Annotated in this window: 27 protein-coding genes; 12 read left to right on the top strand and 15 right to left on the bottom strand. The window is 51.2% G+C overall.

The window, feature by feature from the left end:
• Positions 1-48 precede the first annotated feature (48 nt).
• Positions 49-1,047, top strand: a complete 999-nt coding sequence (locus BDT_RS10655) for an NAD(P)H-dependent flavin oxidoreductase (protein ID WP_015091246.1) — start codon at positions 49-51, stop codon at positions 1,045-1,047.
• On the opposite strand, the gene BDT_RS10660 is transcribed toward BDT_RS10655, so the two are convergent.
• On the bottom strand, positions 1,033-1,512 hold the full coding sequence (locus tag BDT_RS10660; RefSeq protein WP_235046088.1) for a DUF4442 domain-containing protein: 480 nt from the start codon (positions 1,510-1,512) through the stop codon (positions 1,033-1,035). The genes BDT_RS10655 and BDT_RS10660 overlap by 15 nt on opposite strands.
• 239 nt (positions 1,513-1,751) lie before the next feature.
• Between BDT_RS10660 and BDT_RS10665 the strand changes: the two genes are divergently transcribed.
• On the top strand, positions 1,752-1,964 hold the full coding sequence (locus BDT_RS10665) for a hypothetical protein (protein WP_015091248.1): 213 nt from the start codon (positions 1,752-1,754) through the stop codon (positions 1,962-1,964).
• A 6-nt stretch (positions 1,965-1,970) separates the two neighbouring features.
• Here the strand turns inward: BDT_RS10665 and BDT_RS10670 are convergent, their stop codons facing one another.
• From BDT_RS10670 to BDT_RS10680, 3 genes are read right to left on the bottom strand one after another with little or no spacing between them, the layout of a single operon-like run.
• Positions 1,971-2,363 carry a DUF1634 domain-containing protein gene (locus BDT_RS10670; RefSeq protein ID WP_015091249.1) on the bottom strand — a complete coding sequence of 131 codons (393 nt, stop codon included), beginning with the start codon at positions 2,361-2,363 and terminating at the stop codon, positions 1,971-1,973.
• Positions 2,360-3,175, bottom strand: coding sequence for a sulfite exporter TauE/SafE family protein (locus BDT_RS10675; protein ID WP_015091250.1), 816 nt, complete (start codon positions 3,173-3,175; stop codon positions 2,360-2,362). Before BDT_RS10675 ends, BDT_RS10670 begins: the two co-directional genes overlap by 4 nt.
• Before the next feature lie 9 nt (positions 3,176-3,184).
• Positions 3,185-3,574, bottom strand: coding sequence for a hypothetical protein (locus tag BDT_RS10680; protein ID WP_235046089.1), 390 nt, complete (start codon positions 3,572-3,574; stop codon positions 3,185-3,187).
• A gap of 50 nt (positions 3,575-3,624) precedes the next feature.
• Between BDT_RS10680 and BDT_RS10685 the strand changes: the two genes are divergently transcribed.
• Positions 3,625-4,863 carry an MFS transporter gene (locus tag BDT_RS10685; RefSeq protein ID WP_015091252.1) on the top strand — a complete coding sequence of 413 codons (1,239 nt, stop codon included), beginning with the start codon at positions 3,625-3,627 and terminating at the stop codon, positions 4,861-4,863.
• Positions 4,864-4,869: 6 nt separating this feature from the next.
• Here the strand turns inward: BDT_RS10685 and arfB are convergent, their stop codons facing one another.
• Positions 4,870-5,271 carry an alternative ribosome rescue aminoacyl-tRNA hydrolase ArfB gene (gene arfB / locus BDT_RS10690; protein WP_015091253.1) on the bottom strand — a complete coding sequence of 134 codons (402 nt, stop codon included), beginning with the start codon at positions 5,269-5,271 and terminating at the stop codon, positions 4,870-4,872.
• Positions 5,268-5,717, bottom strand: a complete 450-nt coding sequence (locus BDT_RS10695) for an OsmC family protein (protein ID WP_235046090.1) — start codon at positions 5,715-5,717, stop codon at positions 5,268-5,270. The genes arfB and BDT_RS10695 overlap by 4 nt, the downstream gene beginning before the upstream one ends.
• A 142-nt stretch (positions 5,718-5,859) precedes the next feature.
• Between BDT_RS10695 and BDT_RS10700 the strand changes: the two genes are divergently transcribed.
• Both BDT_RS10700 and BDT_RS10705 read left to right on the top strand, forming a co-directional pair.
• Positions 5,860-7,443: an Rnase Y domain-containing protein gene (locus tag BDT_RS10700; RefSeq protein ID WP_015091255.1), complete on the top strand. Its 1,584-nt coding sequence runs from the start codon at positions 5,860-5,862 to the stop codon at positions 7,441-7,443.
• Positions 7,444-7,571: 128 nt separating this feature from the next.
• The gene (locus BDT_RS10705; protein WP_011164606.1) at positions 7,572-7,997 is read left to right on the top strand and encodes a response regulator; all 426 of its coding nucleotides are present in this window, start codon (positions 7,572-7,574) and stop codon (positions 7,995-7,997) included.
• Positions 7,998-8,064: 67 nt separating this feature from the next.
• Here BDT_RS10705 and BDT_RS10710 read toward each other — a convergent pair whose 3' ends face one another.
• The gene (locus tag BDT_RS10710; protein WP_015091257.1) at positions 8,065-8,637 is read right to left on the bottom strand and encodes a hypothetical protein; all 573 of its coding nucleotides are present in this window, start codon (positions 8,635-8,637) and stop codon (positions 8,065-8,067) included.
• Between the two features lie 208 nt (positions 8,638-8,845).
• Here BDT_RS10710 and BDT_RS10715 point away from each other — a divergent pair, with 208 nt between their 5' ends.
• Complete coding sequence (locus tag BDT_RS10715) at positions 8,846-9,877, top strand: hemolysin family protein (RefSeq protein WP_015091258.1); 1,032 nt, start codon at positions 8,846-8,848, stop codon at positions 9,875-9,877.
• Here BDT_RS10715 and BDT_RS10720 read toward each other — a convergent pair whose 3' ends face one another.
• Together BDT_RS10720 and BDT_RS10725 are read right to left on the bottom strand one after the other, a co-directional pair.
• Entirely contained in the window at positions 9,878-11,233 is a 1,356-nt protein-coding gene (locus tag BDT_RS10720) for a sensor histidine kinase (RefSeq protein WP_041577661.1), read from the bottom strand.
• Positions 11,223-11,900 carry a response regulator transcription factor gene (locus BDT_RS10725; RefSeq protein WP_015091260.1) on the bottom strand — a complete coding sequence of 226 codons (678 nt, stop codon included), beginning with the start codon at positions 11,898-11,900 and terminating at the stop codon, positions 11,223-11,225. The genes BDT_RS10720 and BDT_RS10725 overlap by 11 nt, the downstream gene beginning before the upstream one ends.
• A 127-nt stretch (positions 11,901-12,027) precedes the next feature.
• On the opposite strand from BDT_RS10725, the gene BDT_RS10730 reads away from it, so the two are divergent.
• Positions 12,028-12,222, top strand: coding sequence for a hypothetical protein (locus tag BDT_RS10730; RefSeq protein WP_015091261.1), 195 nt, complete (start codon positions 12,028-12,030; stop codon positions 12,220-12,222).
• A 96-nt stretch (positions 12,223-12,318) separates the two neighbouring features.
• Here the strand turns inward: BDT_RS10730 and BDT_RS10735 are convergent, their stop codons facing one another.
• The 4 genes from BDT_RS10735 to mutM form a co-directional block, all read right to left on the bottom strand.
• Positions 12,319-13,536, bottom strand: coding sequence for a chloride channel protein (locus tag BDT_RS10735; RefSeq protein ID WP_051026299.1), 1,218 nt, complete (start codon positions 13,534-13,536; stop codon positions 12,319-12,321).
• Positions 13,537-13,639: 103 nt separating this feature from the next.
• Positions 13,640-16,090 carry an acyl-CoA dehydrogenase gene (locus BDT_RS10740; protein WP_015091263.1) on the bottom strand — a complete coding sequence of 817 codons (2,451 nt, stop codon included), beginning with the start codon at positions 16,088-16,090 and terminating at the stop codon, positions 13,640-13,642.
• Positions 16,091-16,347: 257 nt separating this feature from the next.
• The gene (locus BDT_RS10745) at positions 16,348-16,560 is read right to left on the bottom strand and encodes an acylneuraminate cytidylyltransferase (protein WP_080602385.1); all 213 of its coding nucleotides are present in this window, start codon (positions 16,558-16,560) and stop codon (positions 16,348-16,350) included.
• Positions 16,561-16,697: 137 nt separating this feature from the next.
• Positions 16,698-17,510 carry a bifunctional DNA-formamidopyrimidine glycosylase/DNA-(apurinic or apyrimidinic site) lyase gene (gene mutM / locus BDT_RS10750; protein WP_015091264.1) on the bottom strand — a complete coding sequence of 271 codons (813 nt, stop codon included), beginning with the start codon at positions 17,508-17,510 and terminating at the stop codon, positions 16,698-16,700.
• A gap of 174 nt (positions 17,511-17,684) precedes the next feature.
• On the opposite strand from mutM, the gene BDT_RS10755 reads away from it, so the two are divergent.
• A complete protein-coding gene (locus tag BDT_RS10755; protein ID WP_041577665.1) occupies positions 17,685-18,515 on the top strand; it encodes a hypothetical protein in 831 nt (276 codons plus the stop codon).
• On the opposite strand, the gene BDT_RS10760 is transcribed toward BDT_RS10755, so the two are convergent.
• Positions 18,496-20,199: a sensor histidine kinase gene (locus BDT_RS10760; RefSeq protein ID WP_015091266.1), complete on the bottom strand. Its 1,704-nt coding sequence runs from the start codon at positions 20,197-20,199 to the stop codon at positions 18,496-18,498. The two genes, BDT_RS10755 and BDT_RS10760, sit on opposite strands and share 20 nt — an antisense overlap.
• Positions 20,200-20,293: 94 nt before the next feature.
• Between BDT_RS10760 and BDT_RS10765 the strand changes: the two genes are divergently transcribed.
• Positions 20,294-21,007 (top strand): VC0807 family protein, encoded by a 714-nt coding sequence (locus BDT_RS10765; protein ID WP_015091267.1) that lies wholly within the window; start codon positions 20,294-20,296, stop codon positions 21,005-21,007.
• A 230-nt stretch (positions 21,008-21,237) separates the two neighbouring features.
• Here BDT_RS10765 and BDT_RS10770 read toward each other — a convergent pair whose 3' ends face one another.
• Positions 21,238-21,987, bottom strand: coding sequence for a hypothetical protein (locus BDT_RS10770; RefSeq protein ID WP_015091268.1), 750 nt, complete (start codon positions 21,985-21,987; stop codon positions 21,238-21,240).
• A 110-nt stretch (positions 21,988-22,097) separates the two neighbouring features.
• Between BDT_RS10770 and sohB the strand changes: the two genes are divergently transcribed.
• The 3 genes from sohB to BDT_RS10785 are packed head-to-tail and all read left to right on the top strand — an operon-like array spanning position 22,098 to position 25,101.
• On the top strand, positions 22,098-23,117 hold the full coding sequence (gene sohB, locus BDT_RS10775) for a protease SohB (protein WP_015091269.1): 1,020 nt from the start codon (positions 22,098-22,100) through the stop codon (positions 23,115-23,117).
• A 13-nt stretch (positions 23,118-23,130) separates the two neighbouring features.
• Positions 23,131-24,099, top strand: coding sequence for an ABC transporter ATP-binding protein (locus BDT_RS10780; RefSeq protein WP_041577669.1), 969 nt, complete (start codon positions 23,131-23,133; stop codon positions 24,097-24,099).
• Between the two features lie 18 nt (positions 24,100-24,117).
• Positions 24,118-25,101, top strand: a complete 984-nt coding sequence (locus tag BDT_RS10785; RefSeq protein WP_015091271.1) for an ABC transporter ATP-binding protein — start codon at positions 24,118-24,120, stop codon at positions 25,099-25,101.
• Positions 25,102-25,116: the final 15 nt, after the last annotated feature.

A 25,116-nucleotide genomic window follows, 5' to 3' on the forward strand; every position in this document is an offset into this window, starting at 1 on the left:
TCCTCCGAGCCTCCCCGTATTCTTTATGAAAGCAGGGAGGCTTTTTTTATGCTCAAAAAGATCAAAACCAGTTTCACCGACACCATGGGCATCGACTATCCCATCATCGCAGCCCCCATGTTTCTGGTCAGCAACACCGACATCGTCGTCGAAGCCAGTGAAGCCGGCGGCATCGGCACCTTCCCTGCCCTGAACTACCGCCCGATCGAACAATACGCTGAAGCCCTGAAAAACATCAAAAGCCGCACCAAGAAACCCATTGGCGTGAATGTCATTGTGAACAAAAGCAACACCCGCCAGGGTGAAGACATCAAAGTGGCCCTGGATCACGGCGTGGACATGTTCATTACTTCTTTGGGAAGCCCCAAATCTGTGATTCGGGACGCCCACAAAAATGGCGCCAAGGTATTTTGCGATGTCACGAATCTGGAGCACGCCCTGAAAGTTCAGGACATGGGCGCTGACGGCGTGATCGCTGTGGGCGCCGGCGCTGGCGGACATGCCGGCCCGATTTCTCCGTTGGTTTTGATTCCGTGGCTTAAAACCCGACTGCAGATCCCCATCATTGCCGCCGGAGGCATTGCTCACGGATCCATGATTTCGGCGTGTCTGGCACTGGGCGCTTCCGGCGTCAGCGTGGGAACCCGATTCATCGCCAGTCGCGAAGCTCAGGTGGATCAGTCCTACAAGGACGCCATCGTGAATTCCACCCCGGAAGATATCGTGATGACCACACGAGTGTCAGGCACACCGGCTGCGGTGATCAACACCCCTTACGTGCAGAAAATGGGAACTGATTTGCCGTGGGCAATGAAGATCCTGAAAGACTACAAACTGACAAAGAAATACATGGTACCGTTGATTCATTTGATGGGAATGAAGTCCCTGGAGGCGGCTGCCACCAAACCCACTTGGAAAACCGTATGGACTGCCGGGCAGTCTGTGGGCCTGGTGGAAGAAATTCTGACCGTGAAAGAAATCTACGCCAAGCTCATCAACGAATATGATGAGAGCGTAAAAAGCCTTTCCCAGTTAGGCCTTGATTGATCTGTTTCTGACGGAAAGTGTGAGCTCATAAGTCATGATGGGCTCTGTTTCACTCACTGAAGGAACGATCGCATAACCCTTCATTTTTCGTTCAATACGGTTCGGATTGGTTTTGGACTCTTCAATCAAAGAGTTCACCATTTCGACTTCGTCGCAGATAAAGTGCACATCGCCATCACCGCGCTTCAGATAGTCGCCTTTGAAATCCTTGAACACGAAGTCAATCTTCTGCTTGCTTTCAGCAATGGAAAAAACCGCCGCTGCCGCGATGGAAAGTTCTGCACCAATCCCCAACGCACCAAAATACATCGAGTTCAGGTGATTCTTCGTGCGATACCCCAGCGGGATCTTGATCACAAAGCGCTTTTTGCCAGCTTCCACCACACGGGGACTGACAAACAAAACCAAAGGAATTTTGAAAAGACCATAAAGATGAACGAACAGTGTGTATTTGAGATTTTTCATATTCATTCATCAATAGTAGGACTCACGCCCAGAGATGGACCAGCGTTTTTCACTGAGGCCTCGACCTTTTGACAAAACGCACCATCAGGAGTGTAATGAAATCAGACAGGAGTTCCGTGAATTTTCCCCTCATACATGTTCTCATTCCCTCCTTCTCACGGACTCCTGCCCCGTTTATTGACCCCTTGACTATTCGCCTTTAAAGGAGAGGATAGAAACAGCAAGGGGTTCTTTTTTATATGGAACAAGCTCCACCCAAAACCAAATTTCTGGATCGCTGGACGCCACGAGTGTTTCGTGAAGCGAAGCAGATTTTCCGCGAAAGCGGATTAAAGGGCGTGATTCGCCGTTATGGCTGGAAATTCTTTGCCGTGTTTTTTGCTTATTATCTGATTCGCGATATTACTTTGTACATTATTCTGCCGTGGTACCTGGCGAAGAACTTGTTGTAAGACTATTTACAAATCAATTCCCAAAAGGAAACTTCCCACCAAAGCCACAAAAACTGTCAGCGCCATCAGCGCAAGCCCTTTGTCTTTTTGCTTCAGGAACAAGATGGCGGTCATCAGGACGCGCACCAACGGCAGACACACCAACACCACCAGACCAAACTGGGCAATCAACAGCGCGCGATCATTCATCACCAGCGCCCATTGAATGTTTTCCACGAAGGGACGAGGTTCATACGTGCTGAAGGACTGTAAATCTGATCCATCACGCAACCACATCCACAGCCAGCCCGTCAGCAGGAAGATCCCGGCAAACAAGACACCACCGCGCAGAATCTGACTGATGGTCAGCTCCAGATCATGCAAAGACTCTTTTTCCGGTGTTTGCGGAGTCGGCGTCATTTCAACCCCTTGATGATCATCTGAATGGACACGATACTTAGAACCACCACGAAGATCTGACGAATCCTTACCGCTGGAATTTTCACCATGGCCTTGGCACCGACAAAAGATCCCACGATGATTCCGACAGCCACAGGCGCTGCGATTTCAGGACGGATATCCCCGCGCAGAAGATACGCCCCGGCGCTGGCAGAGGCCGTCACACCAATCATAAAATTCGACGTCGCACTGGAAACCTTAATCGGAATCTTCATTGCTCCGTCCATGGCCAAAACCTTGAAGATCCCGCTGCCGATACCCAAAAGGGCCGACATCACACCCGCGCCAAACATGGCAAACAGACCCAGCGGTACATTCTGCACCTTGTATTCAATCAGACGGTTGTCACTTTCCGGATAGATGCCATCAAGCTTCAGCTTTTCGGCCCAGGGGTGATTGACGGTGGCAATGTGTTCACCGCGCTTTCGCAGCATCATCAGGGCCGAAAAAAACAGGAAGGTTCCAAACAGAAGGAACAGAAATTGTGCTTTGATAAAAGAGGAAATCAGAAAACCAACAATGGCGCCACTGACTGTTCCGACCTCAAGAAACACAGCCAGTCGCAGATTGGTCAAAGAATCTTTCAGGTAGCTGGCAGCAGCCCCCGAGGACGTGGCCACAATCGAAATCAAGCTGGCGGCAATAGCGTAGCGAATATCGACGTGGTACACCAGAGTCAGAACCGGAACCACAATAATTCCGCCACCAAGCCCCAGAAGGGCCCCGAGGAAACCGGCGGCCATGGAAGTGATCAGCAGCAGTAACTCAAACATTGCGTTTGCTTACTTTACGCACTCGTACAGCTTAACCAAGCGAGCTCCGTAGTAAGTGTCTTTCTTTGTGAACTGCCAAGGTGGATACGGCAGGAAAACAGCTTCAGCACACTGGCCAGGCTGAGCCACCGCCCATTGACGATCTTCGGAAGACGCTGTGAAGATTTCGTTTGTTTTAGTGTCCTTAATACCGATAGCAAAAGAAAACACCTGAGATGTGATATTTCCTTCGGCGCGTGTGACAAGTGCCACAGGAAGCTCTACACGTTCAACACTGGTGATTTCACCAATCACAGTTTTAGAGAAGATCACACTGTAGTTAGCCAGCACCGCCCACAGGATCAAACCAAAAACCACCAAACCAATAACAAACTTCGTAAACTTCCAAATTGTTGCCATATCCATGGCTTATCGGTAAGTTTTAAACACGTCAACAAAAAGGACCCCCCGTGTTTTCCAAACAAGAAAAGCTCCTTCTCGCGATCCTGGCTTCCATTCAGTTTAGTTCCATCGTGGACTTCATGATCATGATGCCACTGGGGCCTCAGTTGATGCGCATGTTTGCGATCAATCCGCATCAGTTCGGACTCCTCGTGTCATCGTACACCTTCTTTGCGGGCTTGAGCGGCTTTGCCGCCTCTTTCTTCCTGGACAAATTTGATCGCAAGGCCTGCCTGCTGTTCTTCTTCATTGGGTTCTCGGTGGGGACCGTGGCCTGCGGCCTGGCGCCGAACTATGAAATGCTGCTTTTGGCCCGCGGCCTGACCGGCGTCTTTGGCGGCGTGCTGGGTTCGTTGGTTCTTTCCATTGTCAGTGATGCAATTTCTTACGAGCGTCGGGGCAGCGCCATGGGCGTGATTATGACGTCGTTTTCCATGGCCTCCATTCTGGGGGTCCCCTTCAGCCTGTTCCTGGCAAACCAGTTCAACTGGCACGCTCCGTTTATCTTCCTGGGATGCACGTCCCTGGCACTTTGTGTGGTGATCTGGTTCAAAGTTCCGTCCATGAGCAAACACCTTGAGGGCGGCATCATCAAAGAGCCCATGTGGAACACCATCAGCCGCATCGCCAACAACAAAAACCAGCGCCGTGGCCTGTATTTCATGTCGTCGGTGATGTTCGGCCACTTTGCCATCATTCCTTTCCTGTCGCCATCACTGGTGGCCAATGCCGGCCTGACCGAATCCCAACTGCCGCTGATGTACATGATTGGCGGCGCCTTTACGATTTTCAGCTCCCCGTTCATCGGACGTCTGGCGGATCGCTATGGAAAACACAAGGTCTTCTTGTGGGGGGCCCTGGTGACGCTGATTCCTTACTGGGTGATCACCAATCTGGGACCCAGTCCTCTTTGGGTGGTGCTGGCGATCTGCGCCTTCTTCTTTGTGGTTTCCGGCGGACGCATGATTCCGGCGACAGCTTTGGTTTCTGGGACAGCCCGACCGCAAAACCGCGGAAGCTTCATGAGCATCGTCAGTTGCGTGCAGCAGTTGTCGTCAGCGGTTTCAAGTTACATCGGTGGCTTGATTGTCACGACCGGAGCTCATGGACGTCTGGAGCATTACCCGGTGGTGGGCTATATCGCCATCGGCTTCACCTTTGTCGCGATCTTCCTGTCCCGCCGTATTGAAGCGGTTGAAGGCGGCGGCCCGGCTCCGGTCGAGCACGTGGCAGAGCCTGTCGTTTAAATTATTTTACTTCACTTTTTGGCGCAGAGATTTGGTTTCAGAATGTTTGCGCTTGGTATCCAGACGCTTGCGCACAGAACTGCGGGACGGCTTGGTGGCCACTCGTTTTTTGGGAACAAAAAGGGCTTTTCTTAAAAGTGCATGCAGACGAGCAATGCACTCGGAACGGTTCTGATCCTGATCCCGATGCACATCGCTGCGAATCAGAATATCACCCTCTTCGGTCAACTGCGCGGCCAGCTTGGCCTGCAGGCGCAATTTCAATTGCTCGCTGATCACCTGGGAACTCATCAGATTCCAACGCAGAATCGCCGCCGAATTGGTGCGATTGACATTCTGCCCTCCGGGCCCGCGGGACCGGGCATAGGTGAAGTCAAGTTCTGCAAAAGGAATCTGAATATCGATCATGCCTTGGCGCTTTCAAAGTCGGCCTGTCCTTCGCCGATCTTCACGTCGTTCAGGTACACCTCGTAATCAATCGGAGAGGCTTTCACGACCATCGCGCTGACGCCGCAGTACTTGGTCATGGACAAAACCACAGCCTTCATCAGCTGTTCGTTCTTCATTTCGCCTTTTACGAGGAATTTCAGTTTTACGCGGTCGAAAATGGACGGATAGCCCGCCGTGGTGTCGGTGTCTGCGTCCACGCTGCAGGACTGAAGCCCGACTCTCATTTTCTGCAGGATGGAAACCACGTCCATCCCGGTGCAGCCGCAGATACTGGCCAAAAGCAGTTCTTTCGGGGATGGCCCTTGGTCCTTGCCTCCATCGCTGCGTGAATCCATAGCAACCTTGTGGTCACGAATCTGCGACTCGAAGCCGATGCCTCCAACCCACTTCGTTTGACACGCCATATGACCCATTAAAACCTCCTGCGGTGCGCTTGGGAAGTAGCCTACCGTCCATAACGCCAGAAGTAAAGGCCCCCATTGCCGCGGCAAAGGTTTGCAATGACCTTCCATTGAGAGTTACAATAACAGGGTTAGGAGTACCCTTATGATTGCAATGATTGCTACAGCCATAATTGGAATTGTCGCCGGTGGTGGTTTGGGCTGGGCCTTGCACAAATTCTTCAGAGCGCGCACTTTGCGTCTGGCTCGCGAAGAGGCCCAGGATATTTTAGACGAAGCCAATGAAGTCATCGAACTTCGCAACCTGGAAGAAAAAGAACGCATCCAGGAAATCGAAATGGAATTGTGGACCAAGGTGGAACCCGAGATGCTGAAGTCCGAAGGACGCATCGAGGATCTGCAGGAAGTCGCCAACGAGAAAAAAGCCAAAGCCGACGCCATCGTTCAGGAAGAAAAGAAGAAACTTCAGGACCGCGAAGCTGACGTAAAAGTTCAGGAACAGGCCCTGCGTGGCCAGGAATCTGAACTGGGCAAAATCAAGGACGCCCAGAAGGCGCTGAACCAGGATCTGGTGCAGAAGCTGACCGAGCGCCTGGGCACTTCCGCTGAAGAATTCAAAACCCAGTTGAAAAACCAGATGGAAGAGGAATCCCGCCGTCGTGCTGCCCGCATGATCCAGGAAACCGAAGCTGACACCAAAGAACACGCCGAATCTGAAGCCAAGCGCATCCTGAGCCTGGTGATTGACCGTTTCGCCCGTCCTTACTGCGCAGAGCGTGGTATTGGTGCGGTGAACTTCCCGGATGCTCACATCCGCAAGCTGTTCTGCGACCCGGCTGGAAACAACATCAAGGCCGTTCAAGATGCCTGCGGTTGTGACATCATCGTGGAAGAAGGCATGGACATGGTCGGCGTTGCCGGCTTTGACCCTGTTCGCCGCGAGATGACCCGTCGCACGCTGGAGCGCATCTTCAAGGAAAAGAAAAACATCAATCCTGATTTCATCAGAAAAATTGCTGAGAATCAGAAGAAAGAGCTTTTCAAAAACATCAAACACGATGGCGACTCTTTGGCTAAAGAATTGAAACTGGAAGGCTTGAACGCCGAGATCCGTCAGATGATGGGTTCTTTGCGCTATCGTTATTCCTTCACTCAGAATCAGTATTTCCACTGTGGTGAAGTGGGCTGGCTGGCGGGCCTGATGGCAGCTGAGCTGGGTATTGATATCAAGAAAGCACGCCGCGTGGGCATGCTTCACGATATCGGTAAATCCATGGACCACACCGTCGAGGGCGGTCACGCCGTGATTGGTGCCGACTTTATCGCGGCTCGTGGCGAAGCGGCTGACGTGGTTCACGCCGTGAAAGCCCACCACTTTGACGAACAACCCAGCACAGATCATGCGTTCCTTGTGATCGCGGCCGATGCGGTTTCTGGTGCTCGTCCGGGCGCTCGTCGTTCAACGATTGAATCCTACAATCAGAAAGTTTCCGAATTGCAGGACATTGCCCGCAGCTTCCCGGGTGTTACTGACTGCTTCGTATTAAGTGGTGGTCGCGAATGCCGAGTGATGGTGAATGGCAAAAAAGTGGATGACACTCAAGCCATGGATCTGTCGCGCAAAATTGCGGCACGCATCGAAGAAGAGTGCAATTACCCAGGATCAATTAAAGTGGTCGTGGTGCGCGAAACAGTTGTCACAGAACAAACAAGGAAAGAACTCGCATAAGCAATGTGAGTTCTTTCTGTCTTTAGACAGACCTTCTATTAAAATCCCTTCATGCTAGCTCTTTTAGAAGATTCTCCGATCTACTTCGGTTTCAATTACTGAAGTAGCGACACACAGGGAGAATATTCATGGTCTTAGAAACTAATCTCGAAAAACAACGCACACCTCGCGTTCTGGTGATCGACGATAGCTTGGATTCTGTGAAACTCATGTCACACATCCTTGATCACTACAAATGCGATGTCACGATGGCTTTCGACGGTCAAGATTCCATCCCACTTCTTGCGAACAGACATTTTGATTTGGTGATTTTAGACTGGCAAATGCCACAAATGGGCGGTCGTGATACTTTACTTTTGATGGATCGTCTTTTGACGGAAAGAAAGGTGCACAAGATCCGCAGACCCATTCCGGTGGTGATTTACACCGGACACAGCGAGGAAGAACTGGATCTGCCATTGGTGAGAAACTTCACCTATATGGGCTTTATCAATAAACGCCAGGCGTTCAGTTCCATGATGAGATCATTTAATTTTATTTTGCGTTCTATCTAAGGCAACTTAGGAACGCACGCAACGGGGCCGCGGGCATGATGTCCGTGGCCCCAGAACTATCAGGCCCTTAAGGCTTCGCGCACTGCCCTTGACTCTGACAACGGAGCATATCAGCGCGATGCTGATGCATCTCTTTCAAAGTGTACTCAAGCTCCACTTCAAACCCCTGAGCCGCAGAGCCCTTCTGCGCGATAGAGAAGAACTCTTTCACGAAGGCAAACTGCTCTTTTTCGAAAGTCTGCTTGGTGGACGTGGAACGGAAGAACAAAGGTTTTCCAGAACGGTTGTATTTAAGGAAACGAGCTCTTTGCTCCTGGGCCTTCTGCAAACCGGCACGAACGTCTTTCCAGCATTTTACTTCAGCGATTTTCAAAACCTTGTTCAGGTTGTTATCAAAGATCACCACATCCAGCTCACCAATCGTGCGAGTTCCATCGCCGTAAGCGATGCCCACTTCGACTTTGTATTGCGGAGCCGGATACGTGCGTTGCATTTCCAGGCGCGCGACTTCTTCACAGATTGCACCGGAATCTTCGTAGCTGCGTGGAATATCTTTTAATTCAGAGAAATCCTGTGCCCAGTCAGCCGACGCCGTGGAAACAGACAACAACAGACCAAGAATCAATGATACAACTTTCATAGAACCCCCTCGAGGCCCCCTTTTTGCCGAGTTGCGCAACCAAAAGCAACTACATTGTCCGCGAAGCCTTATGATGCATCGCAACCATGAACCCCCATGCTTAAAACGCACTGCCCCTTTCCGGGAAGCGCACCCCCAGTGTAGTATCAGAACCCTATGGATCCTGACCCTTACCCGAAATACTCGTCCCCGTCTCGCAGGAGCGCACATGACTGAGTTCATTGTTGTCGCCGCCTGTCTTTTCGTAAACATGCTTCTTTCCGGTTCCGAGATGGCCTTTGTCACCGTCAACCGGCAGCAATTAAAGCGACTGGCGCCGACTCATAAAAGCGCACGCCGCCTGCTGAAATTGAAAGAAAATCCGGAGCGAACTTTGTCCGTCATCCAGATCGGCATCACTCTGGTGGGCGCCATCGCGGCGGCCGTCGGTGGTGCGGGTGCGGAAGAAGCCCTAAGTCCTTGGCTGATGGGCACCTTTGCCATGTCTGAACAAACGGCAGAGGCCGTGGCCATTGCGATGGTGGTTTTGCCTATCTCTTATTTGAGTGTGGTCATCGGCGAGCTGGTTCCCAAAACCCTGGCTTTGCGAAACCCTCTGGCCATTGCGCTGTTCACTGCGCAAGGTTTGTATATTGGTGAAAAACTGCTTTCCCCGGCCGTGACCATTTTGGAATGGTCCACGAATGTGGTTTTGAAGCTTTTCACTTTCGGAAACTTCCACGGGGCCCCCAAAGAAACGCACATTGAATTTGAGGATCTGCCTCAGCAGACCAAACAATACGTGGTGAATCTGGTCAGCGCCGACAAGAAGATGGCCCGTGAAATCATGCTGCCCTGGAAAGACGTGATCTTCGTGCGAAAGACCGACACCGTGGAAGACGTTGAAACCATCATCATGAATTCCCGCCATACCCGCCTGCCGGTTTTGGACGGAGAAGAAGTCATTGGCCTGATCAATACCAAGGAATTCCTGACAGCACGCCGTTACGGCGAGGCTGAATGGCAAAGTGTGATTCGCCCTATTCTGCGCTTTAAAGCCTTTGAACCTTTGTTCAGAATTCTGCTGAAAATGCAGGAACAAAAGTCGCACATGGCGATCATCTATGAACAACAACACCCGATGGGTCTTGTGACCATGGAAGATATCTTTGAAGAAATCATCGGTGACGTCTTTGACGAAGATGATGACGGATTGATGAAAAAGATCCTGGCGTCCAAGTCGCGCCGCCGTCCTATTTAATCAGCCTTCATTCAATGCCGGGAATTCAATCCCGGCACTGGTTCCGTCACTATTGGCTAAAGTAAACTTCCAGCCATAAAGTGTCGCAACTGAAAACACCCAAGCCAAACCCAGCCCACTGCCCTTTTCCTGACCGGAACGATGAGGTCCGCGATTAAACGGAGTCCCCAGTCGCTCCAGCACTTCTGCCGGCACTCCGGCACCCTGATCTTTTACCATCAGAACATTTTCTTTCAAGATCACGGTCACAGAGCCCGGCGTGTAGCGAAGCGCATTCACCGTCAGATTTTCAATCACCTGCTCCAGATGCAGCGGATTGCACATCACCTGAAAATCAGCCTGCAGATCCAGCGTCAATCGATCCGGATAAGCGCGCTGAATGGAACTGCACACGTCGCGCACCACGGATTGCGCCTTTAGCACATGCAGATTTCCGGGCTTTTCAGTATTGGCCAGATCCGCCCAATCCAGGAAGTTGGTGATGGTACGGGAAACCCGGTTCAACTGCCGCTGCACTTCGTGATTTTCGCTGGTTTCCCAGTGATATTTTTCCTGCAGGCGTTCCAGCTCGCGATTTAAAAGTGTCAGCGGTGTTTTGATTTCATGAACCATCTGGAAGGTCCATGATTTGGTGAATTTATTATTCATATTCACCCGCCCGACCAGATGGGAAATACCCTCCACCAGCGATTTAAATTCATCCCGACGGCGCAGGTACTTCAGCTGCGGTGAAAGCAATCGATGTGGAATTTCCGGAATGTCTTTTTTGCTTTCAAGCATGGTGCTGGCCTCGCGCAAGAAACCTTCCAAATCCCGCACGGGCGAAAACAGCTGGGCTGACAAGAACCAGGTCATCACCAGAACAATGCCCACGATCAAAGAAATCAGCACCACGGATCTTTGGGTCAGAGTAGACCAAAAAATGAAATTTGAATCGGTGATGGCTCCGACCTGCAAGGTGCGATTGGGAAATTTTGGCAGACTCAAATTCAACACCCGCAAAAGCCTGCCATCCTGTTCAATGGTCACCCACTGCGGACTGCGCGGAATGGCCACTTCGAGCAGACTGACGTTGTCGGTCTGAAACAGAATCTCATCCTTGGAGTTTCGCACGATAAAGAATTTACCCACGCGATCGGGCCCCAGCTCTTCAGAAATCAATGCGTTGGCAATCTGATAATCATAGGTCTTTAGATCAGACAGTTCGGAATCCACAATGGCCGTGGCGGTTTCACGAACCTGATCGTCAATAAAGGCCAGCCGCTCGCTTTGATAGAAATAAGCCAGCAAAAAAGTGATGCACAGACTGGTAAAAACCAGAGTTAACAGCGACAGCAAAAAGAACTTAAGCCTCAAGCCAGTACCCCACGTTGCGCACGTTTTTTATCCCGCAGGGGCATTTTCCCGATTCCAGTTTACGACGAAGGTTGTTCACCGTGGCTTCAACGACTTTGGATTCGACATCACCCTTGCTGTCCCAGACTTTCTCAAGCAGGACTTCTTTCGGAAAGACCTTTCCCGGATGATGGGCAAACAGCAATAACAACTGGAATTCTTTTTGCGACAGGTTCACGACGTCCCCGGCCACTTCCACCCGACGAAGCCCCATGTCGATCGCAAGATTTCCAACGGTCATCAGATTGTTTGATGCCACCAGGGTGGATCTGCGCCCCAGCGCCTTGATTCGCGCCACCAGTTCAGAAGTGGAGTAAGGTTTCGCCACATAATCATCAGCCCCCAGGTCCAACAGACGGGCTTTTTCATTGCTGGTGTCGATGGCAGACAAAACAAGAATCTTCGTGTCAATAAAGGACGTCTTGATGCGTTCTACATATTGTGCGGAATCGGTGCCGGCAATCATACGATCCTGCACCACCACCTGGGGATAAAAGGACTTGGCCTTTAAAAGTGTGGCCAGCTCTGATATCGACTGCACAGCTTTTACCGCCCAGCCCTGAGATTCAAATGTAATTACAAGACGCTTGGAGATTTCTTCATCGTCTTCCAGCAACAGGATGTTCATGGCGTCACTATAGCCCAATCCCGACCGGACCCTGAAAGTTATTTTCCATGTTAAAAGATTTTTTATTTTCGCCCGTTGTTGGTTTTTTGCCATTTGCTAGGCTTAAACAAACAGAAGGAGTCCTCCGATGAAAACCCAATGGATTGCATTTTTCGCTCTAGCTCTGACATTTGCTGTCACTCAACCAGGTTATGCTGCAAAAGCCTCTAAAAAAGAATTGAAAGCTTACAGCCAGGCTTGCAAATCCGAGAACCCAAAAGCCAGCAAAAAAGAAATCCGCAAATGCGTGAAAGAAAAAGCGAAAGCATCCGCTACGACATAACTTGAATTAAGCTCGACTAGAAGCGTGTTGAATTTCCCTTCATACATTCTTCTGAGCCTGAAGACCCAAAGTCTTCAGGCTTTTTTTATTTGCGGCTTATTTGCGGCGAAACACCCACAAAAGCTGATCGCGCTTGCTGCGCACAATCTTTTGATTTTTGTAGATCCCCAGATGCCCCGACACAAAATACGCCACCACACAGGCTAAAAACGCATAAGGCGCGATGTTCCAGCCGAATATTTCACATGCCATCACAGCACACGCCAAAGGTGTGTTCGCCGCCGCCCCAAAGACCGCCGCAAATCCCAGCGCCGACAACATGGCCACCGACAAAGGCAAAACAACCGACAGAGCACTGCCCAAGCCTGAGCCGATAAACACCAGCGGAATAAATTCACCGCCTTTAAATCCGGAACCCACCGTCAGACCCGTGAAAATCGTTTTATACACGGGATCTGCAAGCGAGGCCGCGCTGGCAAAATAACTTTGAATTTCTGAAATGCCCAGCCCCACAAAACGGAAACTGCCTTCAAGATGATAAAGCCCCACCAGCAGCACCCCACCCACCACGGGTTTTAAGACAGGATGCTTTACAAACTTTTTTTGCAGTAATTCGATAAAGTGCGTGAAGCACATAAAGACATTTGCCGCAAGACCGAACACCAGCCCCGCCCCAAAAACCGCCACAAATCCCAAAGCACTGTAAGATACATCTCCGACCGGACCAAACACCGAATGCGGAGCGCCCAATATACGACACACATAAAACGCCACAAAAGACGCCACCAGGCATTCTGCCAGAGCAAACAGGCGAAGTCTGCCCACTTGAATCACTTCAAGTCCGAACAAAGCGCCGGCCAGGGGTGCGCCAATGGCCGCACTGAATCCCGCCCCGGCTCCGGCGATCAAAAGCGCCTTGCGGTCATCCGCAGTGGTTTTGACCAGACGATTTAGCTGATCCGCCAACGTGGCCCCCATCTGCACAGCAGTTCCTTCGCGGCCAGCCGAGCCACCAAAAAGATGAGTCAATAAAGTCCCCAATAGAACCATCGGAGCCATTCGCAGAGGAAGGATATTGGAAGGGTCATGGATTTGCTCCAGAATCAGGCCGGTGCCTTTTTCAGACTCGCGACCATATCTGTAGTAGCCAAATCCGATCACGGCTCCACCCAGCGGCAAAAGCCAAATAAGCCACGGATGGGATTCACGCCACAACGTCGCGGCGTTCAGGGTTATTAAAAAAACCGCTGCAGCCGCCCCGGCCATCACCCCGACACATGCACTTAAAATAAGTCTTTTGAATTGAAGCCCCATCACAAACTGACGCTAGTCCTGAGACTGCAAGTCGGTCAAGGCTTTGAAAAAGAAAAACCCCCGTGGTTCGCACGGGGGTTTTAAGTTTTGCATCAGGTCCGTCTTAAGAATGACGGGACATGTATTCTTCCTGAGAGAAATCATCCACCAGGATCGCGTCGTAGCGAACCGCATCGGATTCCTGGATCAGCTTCAGTTCATCCTGAGTGATCACATTCTTCTGACGGGCTTCATCCAGTAACAAGTGAACTTTCTTTTTAGGAAGAACACCTTCGCGGATGGCTTTTTTCACTTTTTTCTCTGCCGCTTCAGCTTTGTTCGTCACCGAGAACGCGTGTTCCAGACGACCGATAGCTTCATTTTTATCTGTTGGCAGATAGATACCATCAGACAAACGATCACGAATACCGCCCTCTTTCAACATCGCAGCAGCGATGCCATGAGACCAGCCGTCAGAAGCTTGAGAACCTACAGAGTTGATACGGGACCAGGCGCCGATCCAGCCTTTGAAGAACCAACGCAGACCCGGGATTTTCAGGTTGTCGAAGATACCATCAAAACCAGTCTGGATGTTCGCCATGCAACGTTTCAGGTTGTAGTGAGCAAACGCCAGGTCTTCTTCACGACGGCCTTCGTACTCGAAACGACGAAGAATAGCTGTCGCCATGTACATATTCGCCAGGATATCAGCGAAACGACCGGTGATTTTTTGTTTTGCTTTCAACTGACCGCCCAAAACACCCATCGCCACGTCAGACAACAACGCAAATGTTGCAGATGTCCAAGTCAAACGACGAACGTATACTTTCATTTGCGGGTGAACATCCGGAGTGGATGCCAGGAAACCACGGGAGCAGGACAACAGAACCGCGCGGCATGTGTTACGAATAACGTGACCGATGTGACCCCAGAACGCTCTGTCGAAGCCTTTCAAATCACCCGCTTCCGCAGTTTTAACTTCCGCGTAAGCAAACGGATGGGCACGAAGAGCACCCTGACCAAAGATCATCAAAGTACGAGTCAGGATGTTTGCACCCTCGACCGTGATACCAATTGGAGTCGCAATGTAGATTTCTGCCAATACGTTGCGAGGACCCATAGAGATACCCGCGCCACCCATGATGTCCATGGAGTCGTTAATCACCTGGCGGCCCATTTCAGTCGCATAGTATTTTTGCATCGCTGTGATAACACCCGGCTTGATACCTTTGTCGATCGCGCCCAGGCAATAACGTCTCATGGCTTCCAGCTGGTAAGCTGCAGCCCCGATACGCGCCAAAGGCTCTTCAACACCCTCGAAGCGACCGATGGACATACCGAACTGACGACGAACCAAAGAGTGCGCAGACACAACACGAGCAGCCAGTTTCGAACCACCGGTTGCCTGAGCTGGCAAAGAGATACCACGACCTGCTGCCAGACATTCCATCAGCATCAACCAACCCTTACCGGCATTGGCAACACCACCGATGATCGCGTCTTCGGCGTTAACGACAACGTCTTTACCTTGAGTCGGACAGTTGTAGAACGGGATACCCAATGGATCATGACGACGACCCAAAACAACACCCGGAGTGCTGGACGGGATCAAAGCACACGTGATGCCCACGTCTTCGCCTTTACCCAGCAGATTTTCAGGGTCACGCAAGCGGAACGCAAGACCGATCGTTGTAGAGATCGCAGCCAGCGTGATCCAGCGTTTGTTCCAGTTCAATTTGATTTGCAGTTTTCCATCCGGACCTTTGAAAAGAACACCGGTGGAAGTGATGGACCCCGCATCAGAACCCGCCGTTGGCTCAGTCAAACCAAAGCAAGGGATTTCGTCACCCGTTGCCAGGCGCGGAAGATAACGGTTTTTCTGTGCATCAGTTCCGTAGTGAGCCAGAAGCTCTGCCGGCCCCAAAGAGTTCGGAACCATCACCGTGATTGCTGTAGACAATGAACGGGACGAGATTTTCATGATCACTTCAGAGTGCGCCAGTGCAGAGAACCCAAGACCGCCGTACTCTTTCGGGATGATCATGCCTAAGAATTTTTCTTTCTTGATAATATCCCAGGCTTCTTTAGGGATGTCTTTTTCTTTGTGGATTTTCCAGTGATCCAGAACCGCACACAGGTTGTTCACCGGACCGTCCATGAATGCCTGCTCTTCTGCAGTCAATTGTGGATAGTCTTCTTTCAGCAAGTTGCCGAAATTCGGGTTGCCGGAGAAAAGATCTTTTTCCACCCACACGGCACCGGCGTCCAATGCCGCTTTTTCCGTGTCAGAAATTTTCGGAAGGAACTGCATCTTCTTCATGAATGCCAGCAAACCGGATGTCACCAGTGCTGCACGCAGTGGCGTGATCAGGAAGATGATGGCGATGACAGCGTAAACTGCCAGCAACCAGGTTGGCGCACCAAAGCCGACAAGAACTGCGGCCAGGGCAATCGCCCACACGATCAGAGGGCTTGAGAAGAAGCCCACAAACAACAGAAGTACCACAGAGCCCAATACCCACAGGCCCGTGTAGTTCTCCAAAAACATTCCATAGAATGAGCTGATAGAATCCACGATGAATCTCCTTTATTGAAATACACCAATAATTAGACTCAATAATATGAGCATGTGCAAGCGCATCTGGCCCCATATCTATATATACAGGGAATGTGAGGAGAAATAGATTTAATCTTTGGAAGCAGAACTAATCGGTTTGGGTGAGTCTGAAGTGCGACCCGGGGATGGAGAAAAACAAATCTTCAGAGGGAAAAAAGCAAAAGCCCTCTTGCGAGGGCTTTCGTCGTAACTTAAGTACTAAGCCTAAAGGCTAATTACTTAGTTTCGCCAGCTGGAGCTGCTTCAGTTGGAGCTGCAGGAGCTGCTTCAGTAGCAGCTGGAGTGCCTTCTGCAGGAGCTGCTTCAGTAGCAGTTGCTTCAGCAGCAGGTGCAGTTTCAGCAGGAGCTGTCTCTGGTTGGTTTTTAGAGCAAGTGAAGCCAGTTGTGAAAGATAGTGCAAGCAAAGCTGCTACTACGATTGCTTTCATTGATGATCCCTTCGTTATTTATTTAAGCTGACCTTGTTGACTTAATTGCCAACAGTGGGCCCGCGTTTGTTTTAAAACTCGACTAAGGCCTAAGTTACACAAAAATTGGCCCGCTTAGCAAACGAAATTTTGCAAAATTATTTTTGGCAACGCGAACACCAGAAGGTGTTTCGACCGCCCAGAACCTTCGACTTCACCTGTTGCCCGCAAGTCACACAAGGCTCTTTGTCCCGACCGTAAACCTGAAAGCTCGTCTGAAAATAGCCGCTTTCCCCAGAGGCCTGAGCGAAGTCACTGATCGAAGATCCACCGGCTTTAATTGATTGAGATAAAATTTTTTTAATCTCTGTCACCAGCTGTGAAGCGCGATCCAAAGACAGCTTTCGCGCTGGCAGCGTGGGTTTGATTCCGGCGGCGAACAACGCTTCGCTGGCATAGATGTTCCCAACGCCCACGACCACCTTCTGATCCATCAAGGCGACCTTCAAAGCCACGTCCTTGCCGCGCAGCTTTTCCCACAGCAGCGGTCCATCGAATTCCGCCTCTAACGGTTCCGGCCCCAAATCCGCTAACTTGGGGTGTTTTAACGGGTCTTGAACAAAGTCAAAACAGCCAAAACGGCGCGGATCGCGGTAAGCCAGACGCAGGTTCCCCGAAAAATGCAGATATATATGGTCATGCAGGCGCTCATCCCCCGGCACCGCCACCCGCCAGGTTCCGGTCATTCCCAGATGTGACAGCATGGCGCCTTTGGGTGTCCACAAAAGCAAATACTTGGCGCGACGCTCGATGGACGTCAGCGGCTGGCCGACAAGGGTGCTTATTTTTTTAGCAGGAATTGGCTCGCGCAGATCTTTGCGCATCAGTTCGACTTTTTCCAAAATCGGCTGGTCTTTTAATATTGTCTCCAGGCCCCGGCGGACGACTTCGACCTCTGGAAGTTCAGGCATCACTCACCTCGTGTGAGCCCAATTTATCACACTTTTTCACCCCCTGCGGACGAATCCGGCAAATACCTAATTTTACTTGCCTTATTTAAAATTTCCAGAGCCGGCGGAGCACTATTCCCATGACCCCGCCCTAAATCCCATCTTGCTTCCTGTCCATCTGCCGAAGAGTCCAACATGAGACATGCGATCCTATTTCTAACTTTGATTATTACGCTTGCAGGCTGCCAGCACACGGCCCACAGATGGCCGTCTTCAGAGTCCGCCCTAAAACCGCGGTTCAGCCGGGATCAACTGTCGCAAGTGAAAAATCAGCATGTCTTGATTGTGACCCATGCGACGGAATTCTTCGACACCACCCGGTCTGCCGCTGCCGGAATTGATCAGATCGTAAAAGAGTTTAAAGCCCTGGGCCGCCCGGTGATTTACCTGATCAGCGACCAAAGCACCGAAGGCTATCGTCAGTGGTACACTCAAGATCGCTCGCCTGATTTTGAAATATTCTCTGATGGCGGCGAACACAACATTCCTCTGGCGGCCAGCGAAGTGACCATTGCCGGAGGATTCTTTGGCAGCACCGACACACTGCCGGGATGTCATGCTCTTTCCATGCGTGACGCTATTCGCATGCACTTTGAATTGTCCCAGGCACCATTGACCATCCATGTTCCCATACAAGCCACCTACTTTTACGATGAATGGAAGGATCAGAGGGACTATCTGCTGAAAAACCATCGCCCACAGATTCATTCCGACGCAAAGTATCCCTTTGCCACGATGTATTTCCTGCGTGAAGGAAATGACGGTGCAGGTGATGACGGCAATGAGCAGTACTTTGCCCACTTCTTTCACCCTTCCCGCACTGAAAATCCCAACTACAGATTCGGCACCTTTGATGACGTCTCCCGCAAGACGCATCAGTTCCACTTTTATGTGAATGACCGGCTGTTTGAATCCATCACTGAATCATCAAAACAGCCCGTGCATATTAAACTGGAAACCCGATAGGAAAACGAACCGACACCCGGGTGCCCTGCGTGACATTCGGGTCAAAGATCAACACCCCGCCCATCTGATTCACAAAGTCCTTGGTGAATTTAAGCCCCACTCCGAAGCCGTCATCCTGCGACGACATCACCGCACCAGAATCCGACAACGACGCCATGATTTCCGCCGACACACCCGGCCCCTGATCCTGAATAGTCAGCTCAACCTGATTTCCCATAATCAAGCCGGTCACTTGAATAGTTCCGCCCTCGGGACTGAACTTCACCGCATTCGACAGCAGATTTCTTAAAATCGTTTCGACAACACGGACGGAGCCCCACAACTGAATCTCCTCTTTCGGCAGATCCACTTTCACCGCGACATTTTTTTGCAGAATCTGAGGAGCCAGATGCCCCACGGCCGCATTAACACGCGTCTTCAGATCAACGCCGCCCCGGCTTTCCCCCTCATGGCTCCAGGCCAGAATATTTCTCAACAACTCCAACGAGGCCTTGTGCGCTTCCCGCACGCGAACCAGCGAATCCGGAGTCAGCACACTGTCTTGACGGGATACCCCCAGCAGCAACTGCGTGCCCGCCAATGCTCCGGTCAAATCATGCGCCAGCACCGTTTGCACCCGCTTGTTGAAACTGTGCATTTTTAAGATTTCCCCATTCAGATCTTTCAGAGCTTTGTTGCTTTCCTCAAGCTCGGTCACGTCATTCAATAAATACACCTGAGCCTGACTTTCCTGACTGTCGCCGTCCAGATTGTGACGACGGATCTGGTAACTAAGCCCATGAATCTGAAAGCGCTCGGCCCCGGAAATGATGTCCCGAAGAACCGGGATTTCTGCCGCAAGATGCCCCTGCCAGCTTTCCTTAAGACCCAGCATTTCCAACGCCGCCGCATTGCCACCCCAGTATTCAGAGCGCGCATTTAAAATCACGACGGGCCCGGGAAGCTGCTCGAAAACTTTTTGCTGCGCCAGCGAGGTGATCTCCAGCACGTCGCCCTTGTTCGCCGCATAATGAAGCCCCCAGATAAACGGCCACAGAGCTGCTATTTTCAACTGTCGCAAAGGCAAATCCCCGGAACCAAGCAGCACCAAGCCTTCCAGCGCAAAGGGCCACAGTGCCGCCGCCAAAAACACCATGGCATACTGCCAACGACGTCCTTTGAGAGTGAAGACGGCATACATCAGAAATGCAAACCCCACAGCGATTGTCAGAGCAGCGAAGGCAATAATCGCCAGCACCACCGGTCCCCGGGTGAAATCCACCAGACCACTCATCCCCGGAATCAAATAAAAGTCGTAGTACATCCATTTAGAGGCCGCAGGAAACCCCGCCATCGCCAGCAGATTGGCTGCAATCACCAGCGCCGGAAACAAAAAGACCAGATACCAATACTGCCGAAGTTTCGCCGACACCCCTGGCAAAAAAAGTCCCGCGCATAGCAGGGCCCAGGATGGAAACAGCAACGGCAGTCCCAACATGCGGACATGGGTCATAAAAATCTTAAATGCCATGTTATCAATGGCAAAAACGCTGATGACAGAAAAGGCCCACAGCGCGTAACCGAACTCGATAATAAACACCAGACGATGAATGTAGGATCTGCGGTACGCCCAGGAACGGGCGGCAAAAACAGAACTGATAAGAAAGCTGAGCGCCGTGGATAAGAAGACCAATATCATTGCCATCGACAAATTGTACCCCGTCGGCCTTTGAGTGCAATGAAACTTTATGCACAGCGCCGACTTGCCTTTTTCAGCGAAGCCGACAAGGATGCTATCCATGTCAAAACAGGAAGCACCACCAAAAGAAAACGGCCTCTTAAATATCGTCTTTAATATCGTACTTCCGGTGCTGATCCTGAATAAACTGTCCAAGTTTATCGGACCTTTCTGGGCACTGGTTTTGGCATTGGCCTTCCCTTTGGGATACGGCGCCTATGACCTTATCAAACGCAAAAAATTCAACGCCTTTTCAGCCTTAGGTCTTTTGAACGTGCTGCTGACCGGCGGCCTGGCACTGCTGGGTCTGCACGGATTCTGGTTCGCCGTCAAAGAGGCGGCCTTTCCAGCCTTGGTAGGATTGTTCGTCCTGGGATCCGCGTTCACCAAAAAACCATTCATCGAAACCCTGTTCCTGAATCCCGCACTGATGAAGGTGGATCTGCTAGAGGAACGCCTGAAAGAAAAGGGCAAACAAAAAGAATTCCACGACCACATGAAGAGTGCCACCGTATGGCTGTCGCTCTCATTCGCCTTCAGCGCGGTCTGCAACTTCGTATTGGCTCGAAAGATTTTCATTAATATTGATTCAACACTGTCCGCAGACGCTCAGTCCACAGTGCTCAACGAACAAATCGCCCAAATGACCACTTGGTCAATGGCCATCATCATGGTCCCATCCATGATCTTCCTGCTGGGCATTTTCTGGTATCTCATGAGAGGCATTAAACAACACAGCGGCCTCTCCACCGAAGAACTCCTAAAAGAAAGCTAAAGCACACAGTGCCCAAGGGCACTGTGGCCTCCCAAGCTCAAAACGGCAAAGCCGTTTTGGCCCCGCCCCCCATTTGGCTCAAATGCCTTCGGCATTTGGCCCGCTCCCCAAAAAAAACCGGGAACCAAGAAAGCTGCAACTTGCCCAAAATCAAGGCGCAAGGAGAAAGGCGTGCTAACAGCACGCCGCCGACGCAGCAACGCAGAGTTTGGGCAAGTTCCAGCTTTCGCTTAGAAGTCGCCGCCGCCTTCGAACGGTGGTGGAGGCGGTGGTGGTGGGAAGTCTGAATCGCCTCCGAATCCTCCTCCAAAGTCATCGCCAAACGGCGGTGGAGGTGGTGGCGGCGGAGGTGGTGGAATATCACCATAGTCTTCTGGCATATTCGGCGCAGGCACATAGCCGCCGTCGCCGCCAAAATCATCAAATGTTGGTGGTGGTGGGAATGACGGACTGCTGGATCCCCCACCAAAACTGGAGCCGCCGGATGAACCCGAACCGCTGACGCTGGTTCCGAACTTGGGTTTACCGCCAAACATGGCGCGCTTGCGATAGTCGTAACGTGGACGATCTTCAAGCAAACCCAATTCCTGAGATTCAGACGGCAGATTCTTTGCCCCACGATCCAAAGATTCGCGGCGCGCACTTTCGGCCGCATACACTCGACGCTCCTTTTCATAGGACTCGTCCCAGCGTTTCTTAGCAGCCGCATCAGCCTGAGCTTCAGGGCCGTCTTCGCTCATAACAATCGATTTTTTGTTTTTCTTGTACTCTTCAAGCTGGCGGTCTTTCTGACGTTCCCACTGCTCTTCTTCTTCAAGGTAGGCGCGCTCGCCCTGCTGACGAGCCTGTTCAAAGCGATCCTGCGCCTTATGATGCTGAGCAAAACCCTTTAGACGAGCCTCTTCCGGGCCATCCCCCCATGCGGAGGAAGCAATAAAACTAAGCAGAAGAAGTGAGGTCAGACGCCCTGAAGGTTTCATTCGTACTTCCGAGTCTATCAGGGCTCCCGCTTTTTTTTGAGCAAACAAAAAAGATGCTCGACCTTTGTCTGTTTTCTCAATAACGTACCAACTTGCCCCTAAGGAGTACTATGGACGCATTGCAGAGCATCGGAGTTTTCGCAGCACAGACCTTCTTGATCCTTTTCGCCGTTATCGCGGTGATTTTGGTCATCGCCCTGCTGGCTGCCAAGGCAAGTCATAAATCCGAAATCCAAATCGAGCTTCTGCACAAGCGATACAAGAACTTCCGCCATCTTCTGAAGGCTCACACGGTCACCAAGTCCGAACGCAAAGAGCTCAAGAAAAAGTTGAAGGAAGAGCGCAAAGCCCTTGAATCCAAATCCAGCGACGGCGACAAAAAGATCTTCGTGATCGACTTTGAGGGCGATGTGAAAGCCTCTGCTGTTGAAAATCTGCGCGAAGAAGTCACCGCAGTTTTGACTCTGGCCACCCCGTCTGACGAAGTTGTCGTTCGCGTGGAAAGTCCGGGCGGTGTGGTTCATGGTTACGGCCTGGCCGCAAGCCAGCTTTTGCGCATCCGTGAAAAAGGCATTCCTTTGACTGTTTGCGTGGACAAAGTGGCTGCCAGCGGCGGTTACCTGATGTCTGTGACCGCGAACAAAATCCTGTGCGCCCCGTTTGCCATTGTTGGTTCTATCGGTGTTGTGGCCCAGCTTCCAAACCTGCACCGTCTGTTGAAAAAGCACGACGTAGACTACAAAGAATACACCGCTGGAGAGTTCAAGCGAACTGTAAGCCTTTTGGGTGAAATCACTGACAAGGGCGAAGAAAAGTTCAAACAACAGCTTGAAGACACGCATGTATTGTTCAAGAGCTTTGTCAGCCGCTTCCGTCCGCAGATGAATCTGGCTGAAGTGGCCACCGGCGAATACTGGTACGGCGAACAAGCCCTGACAAAACTGCTGGTGGATGAAATCCGCACCAGCGATGATTACCTTCTGACCCTTTCTGAAAAGCATCAGGTAGTTAAAGTAAAATTTGAACACCACGAAAGCTTCAGCGACAAGCTGACCGGCGTTTTGGGTAAGGCTTTGAAAAAAGGCGCCCTTTCTGCTGTGGAAGAACTTGAAACAAGACGCTTTCTTTAAGAGGACTTAAATAGTGGCTATTCAACCAATACTTGAAGTTAAGAATCTTGAAACCACCTTTCACACAAAGATGGGTCCGGTCCGCGCCGTTAACAACGTCAGCTATGACATCTATAAAGGTCAGACCCTGGGGATCGTGGGCGAATCCGGTTGCGGCAAATCAGTGACTTCCTATTCATTGATGCGTCTGATTGAAAAACCCGGCAAGGTCACCGGTGGCCAGGTCCTGCTGAACGGCCGTGATATTTTGAAACTTTCTGAACCGGACATGGCCGAAGTTCGCGGTGGCGAAATGGCGATGATCTTTCAAGAGCCGATGACGGCCCTGAACCCGGTTCTGACCATTGGCTTCCAAATGGATGAGCAAATCATGAAGCACAAAAAGTGCGGACCGAAAGAGTCCCGCGAACGTGCCATTGAAATGCTTCGCCTGGTAGGCATCCCTTCCCCGGAAGAACGGTATGAGGCTTATCCTCACCAGCTGTCCGGTGGTATGAGACAAAGAGCCATGATCGCCATGGCCCTATCCTGCGACCCGACTTTCCTGATTGCCGACGAACCAACGACCGCGCTGGACGTGACCATTCAAGCCCAGATCCTGGAACTGATTCAAGGTCTGCAGGAAAAACTGAACATGACTGTTCAGTTCATCACCCACGATTTGGGTGTAATTTCTGAAATTTCGGACCGCGTGATGGTGATGTACGGTGGCCAGACTTGCGAACAAGCCGACACTTCCGAGCTGTTCCTGAATCCCAGCCATCCCTATACAGCAGCCCTGATCTCTTCCCGCCCGAAATTTGGTGAACGAGTGAGTCGTTTGACCACCATTGAAGGCTCTGTTCCGGCTCCGTACGAACTGCCGAAGGGCTGTCCGTTTGTGAACCGTTGTTCTCGTGTGAAGAGCGAATGCGCCGGCACCAAGCCGCCTTTGGTAGAAATCAGACCGGGTCATAAAGTGGCCTGCTTCAACCCTCTTTAAGGTTCGGGAATACTAAAGATGAACGAAATCATTCTTGAAGCCAAAAATATCAAAAAGCACTTCCCTATCAAAAAGGGTCTGTTGTTGCGTGAAGTGGCCAGCGTTAAGGCCGTCGACGATGTTTCCCTGTTTGTGCGTAAAGGTGAAACCCTGGGTCTGGTGGGTGAATCCGGATGCGGCAAATCCACTTTGGGCCGCACCCTGATCCGTCTTTATGAACCGACTGCCGGCGACATCAACTTTGATGGTCAGGATTTCCTGAAGCTCAAAGGTGAAGCTTTGCGCAAAAAACGCAAGAACATGCAGATGATCTTCCAGGATCCGTATGCGTCTTTGGATCCACGTATGACCGTGGGTCAAATCATCCGCCAGCCCATGGACATCCACAATGTCGGCACCGCGGAAGAGCGCACTCAGCGCGTTCTGGAGCTCATTGAAGTTGTAGGTCTGCGCAAGGGGCACGTGAATCGTTACCCGCACGAATTTTCCGGGGGTCAGCGCCAGCGTATTTCCATCGCCCGTGCGATTGCTTTGAATCCGGAACTGATCATCTGTGACGAACCCGTCAGCGCCCTGGACGTTTCCATTCAGGCGCAGATTCTGAATCTGCTAAAAGACCTGCAGGAAAAACTGAAGCTGACTTATGTGTTTATCTCCCACGATCTTTCCGTGATCGAGCACACCTGCGACCGTATTGCCGTGATGTACCTGGGTAAGATTGTTGAAATCGCCCCGCGTGATGAGCTGTTCAAAAATCCTCAGCACCCATACACGCAAGCGCTTATTGGTGCGATCCCGCGCGTGGGTCATGGAAAAAAGAAAATGAAAAAATCCCTGGGGGGCGAAGTGCCCAGCCCGATCAACCCGCCTTCCGGCTGTTCTTTCCATACAAGATGTCCTTATAAAATGGATATCTGTTCGCAAAAAACTCCGGTTCTGGAAGGTCAGGGAAATCATCAGAAGGCCTGCTGGCTTGAAGCCGCGCCAAAGATGTCGGTTTAGTATTAAAACAAAGTT

This window comes from Bdellovibrio bacteriovorus str. Tiberius (genome assembly GCF_000317895.1).
Classification (GTDB): Bacteria; Bdellovibrionota; Bdellovibrionia; order Bdellovibrionales; family Bdellovibrionaceae; genus Bdellovibrio; species Bdellovibrio bacteriovorus_F.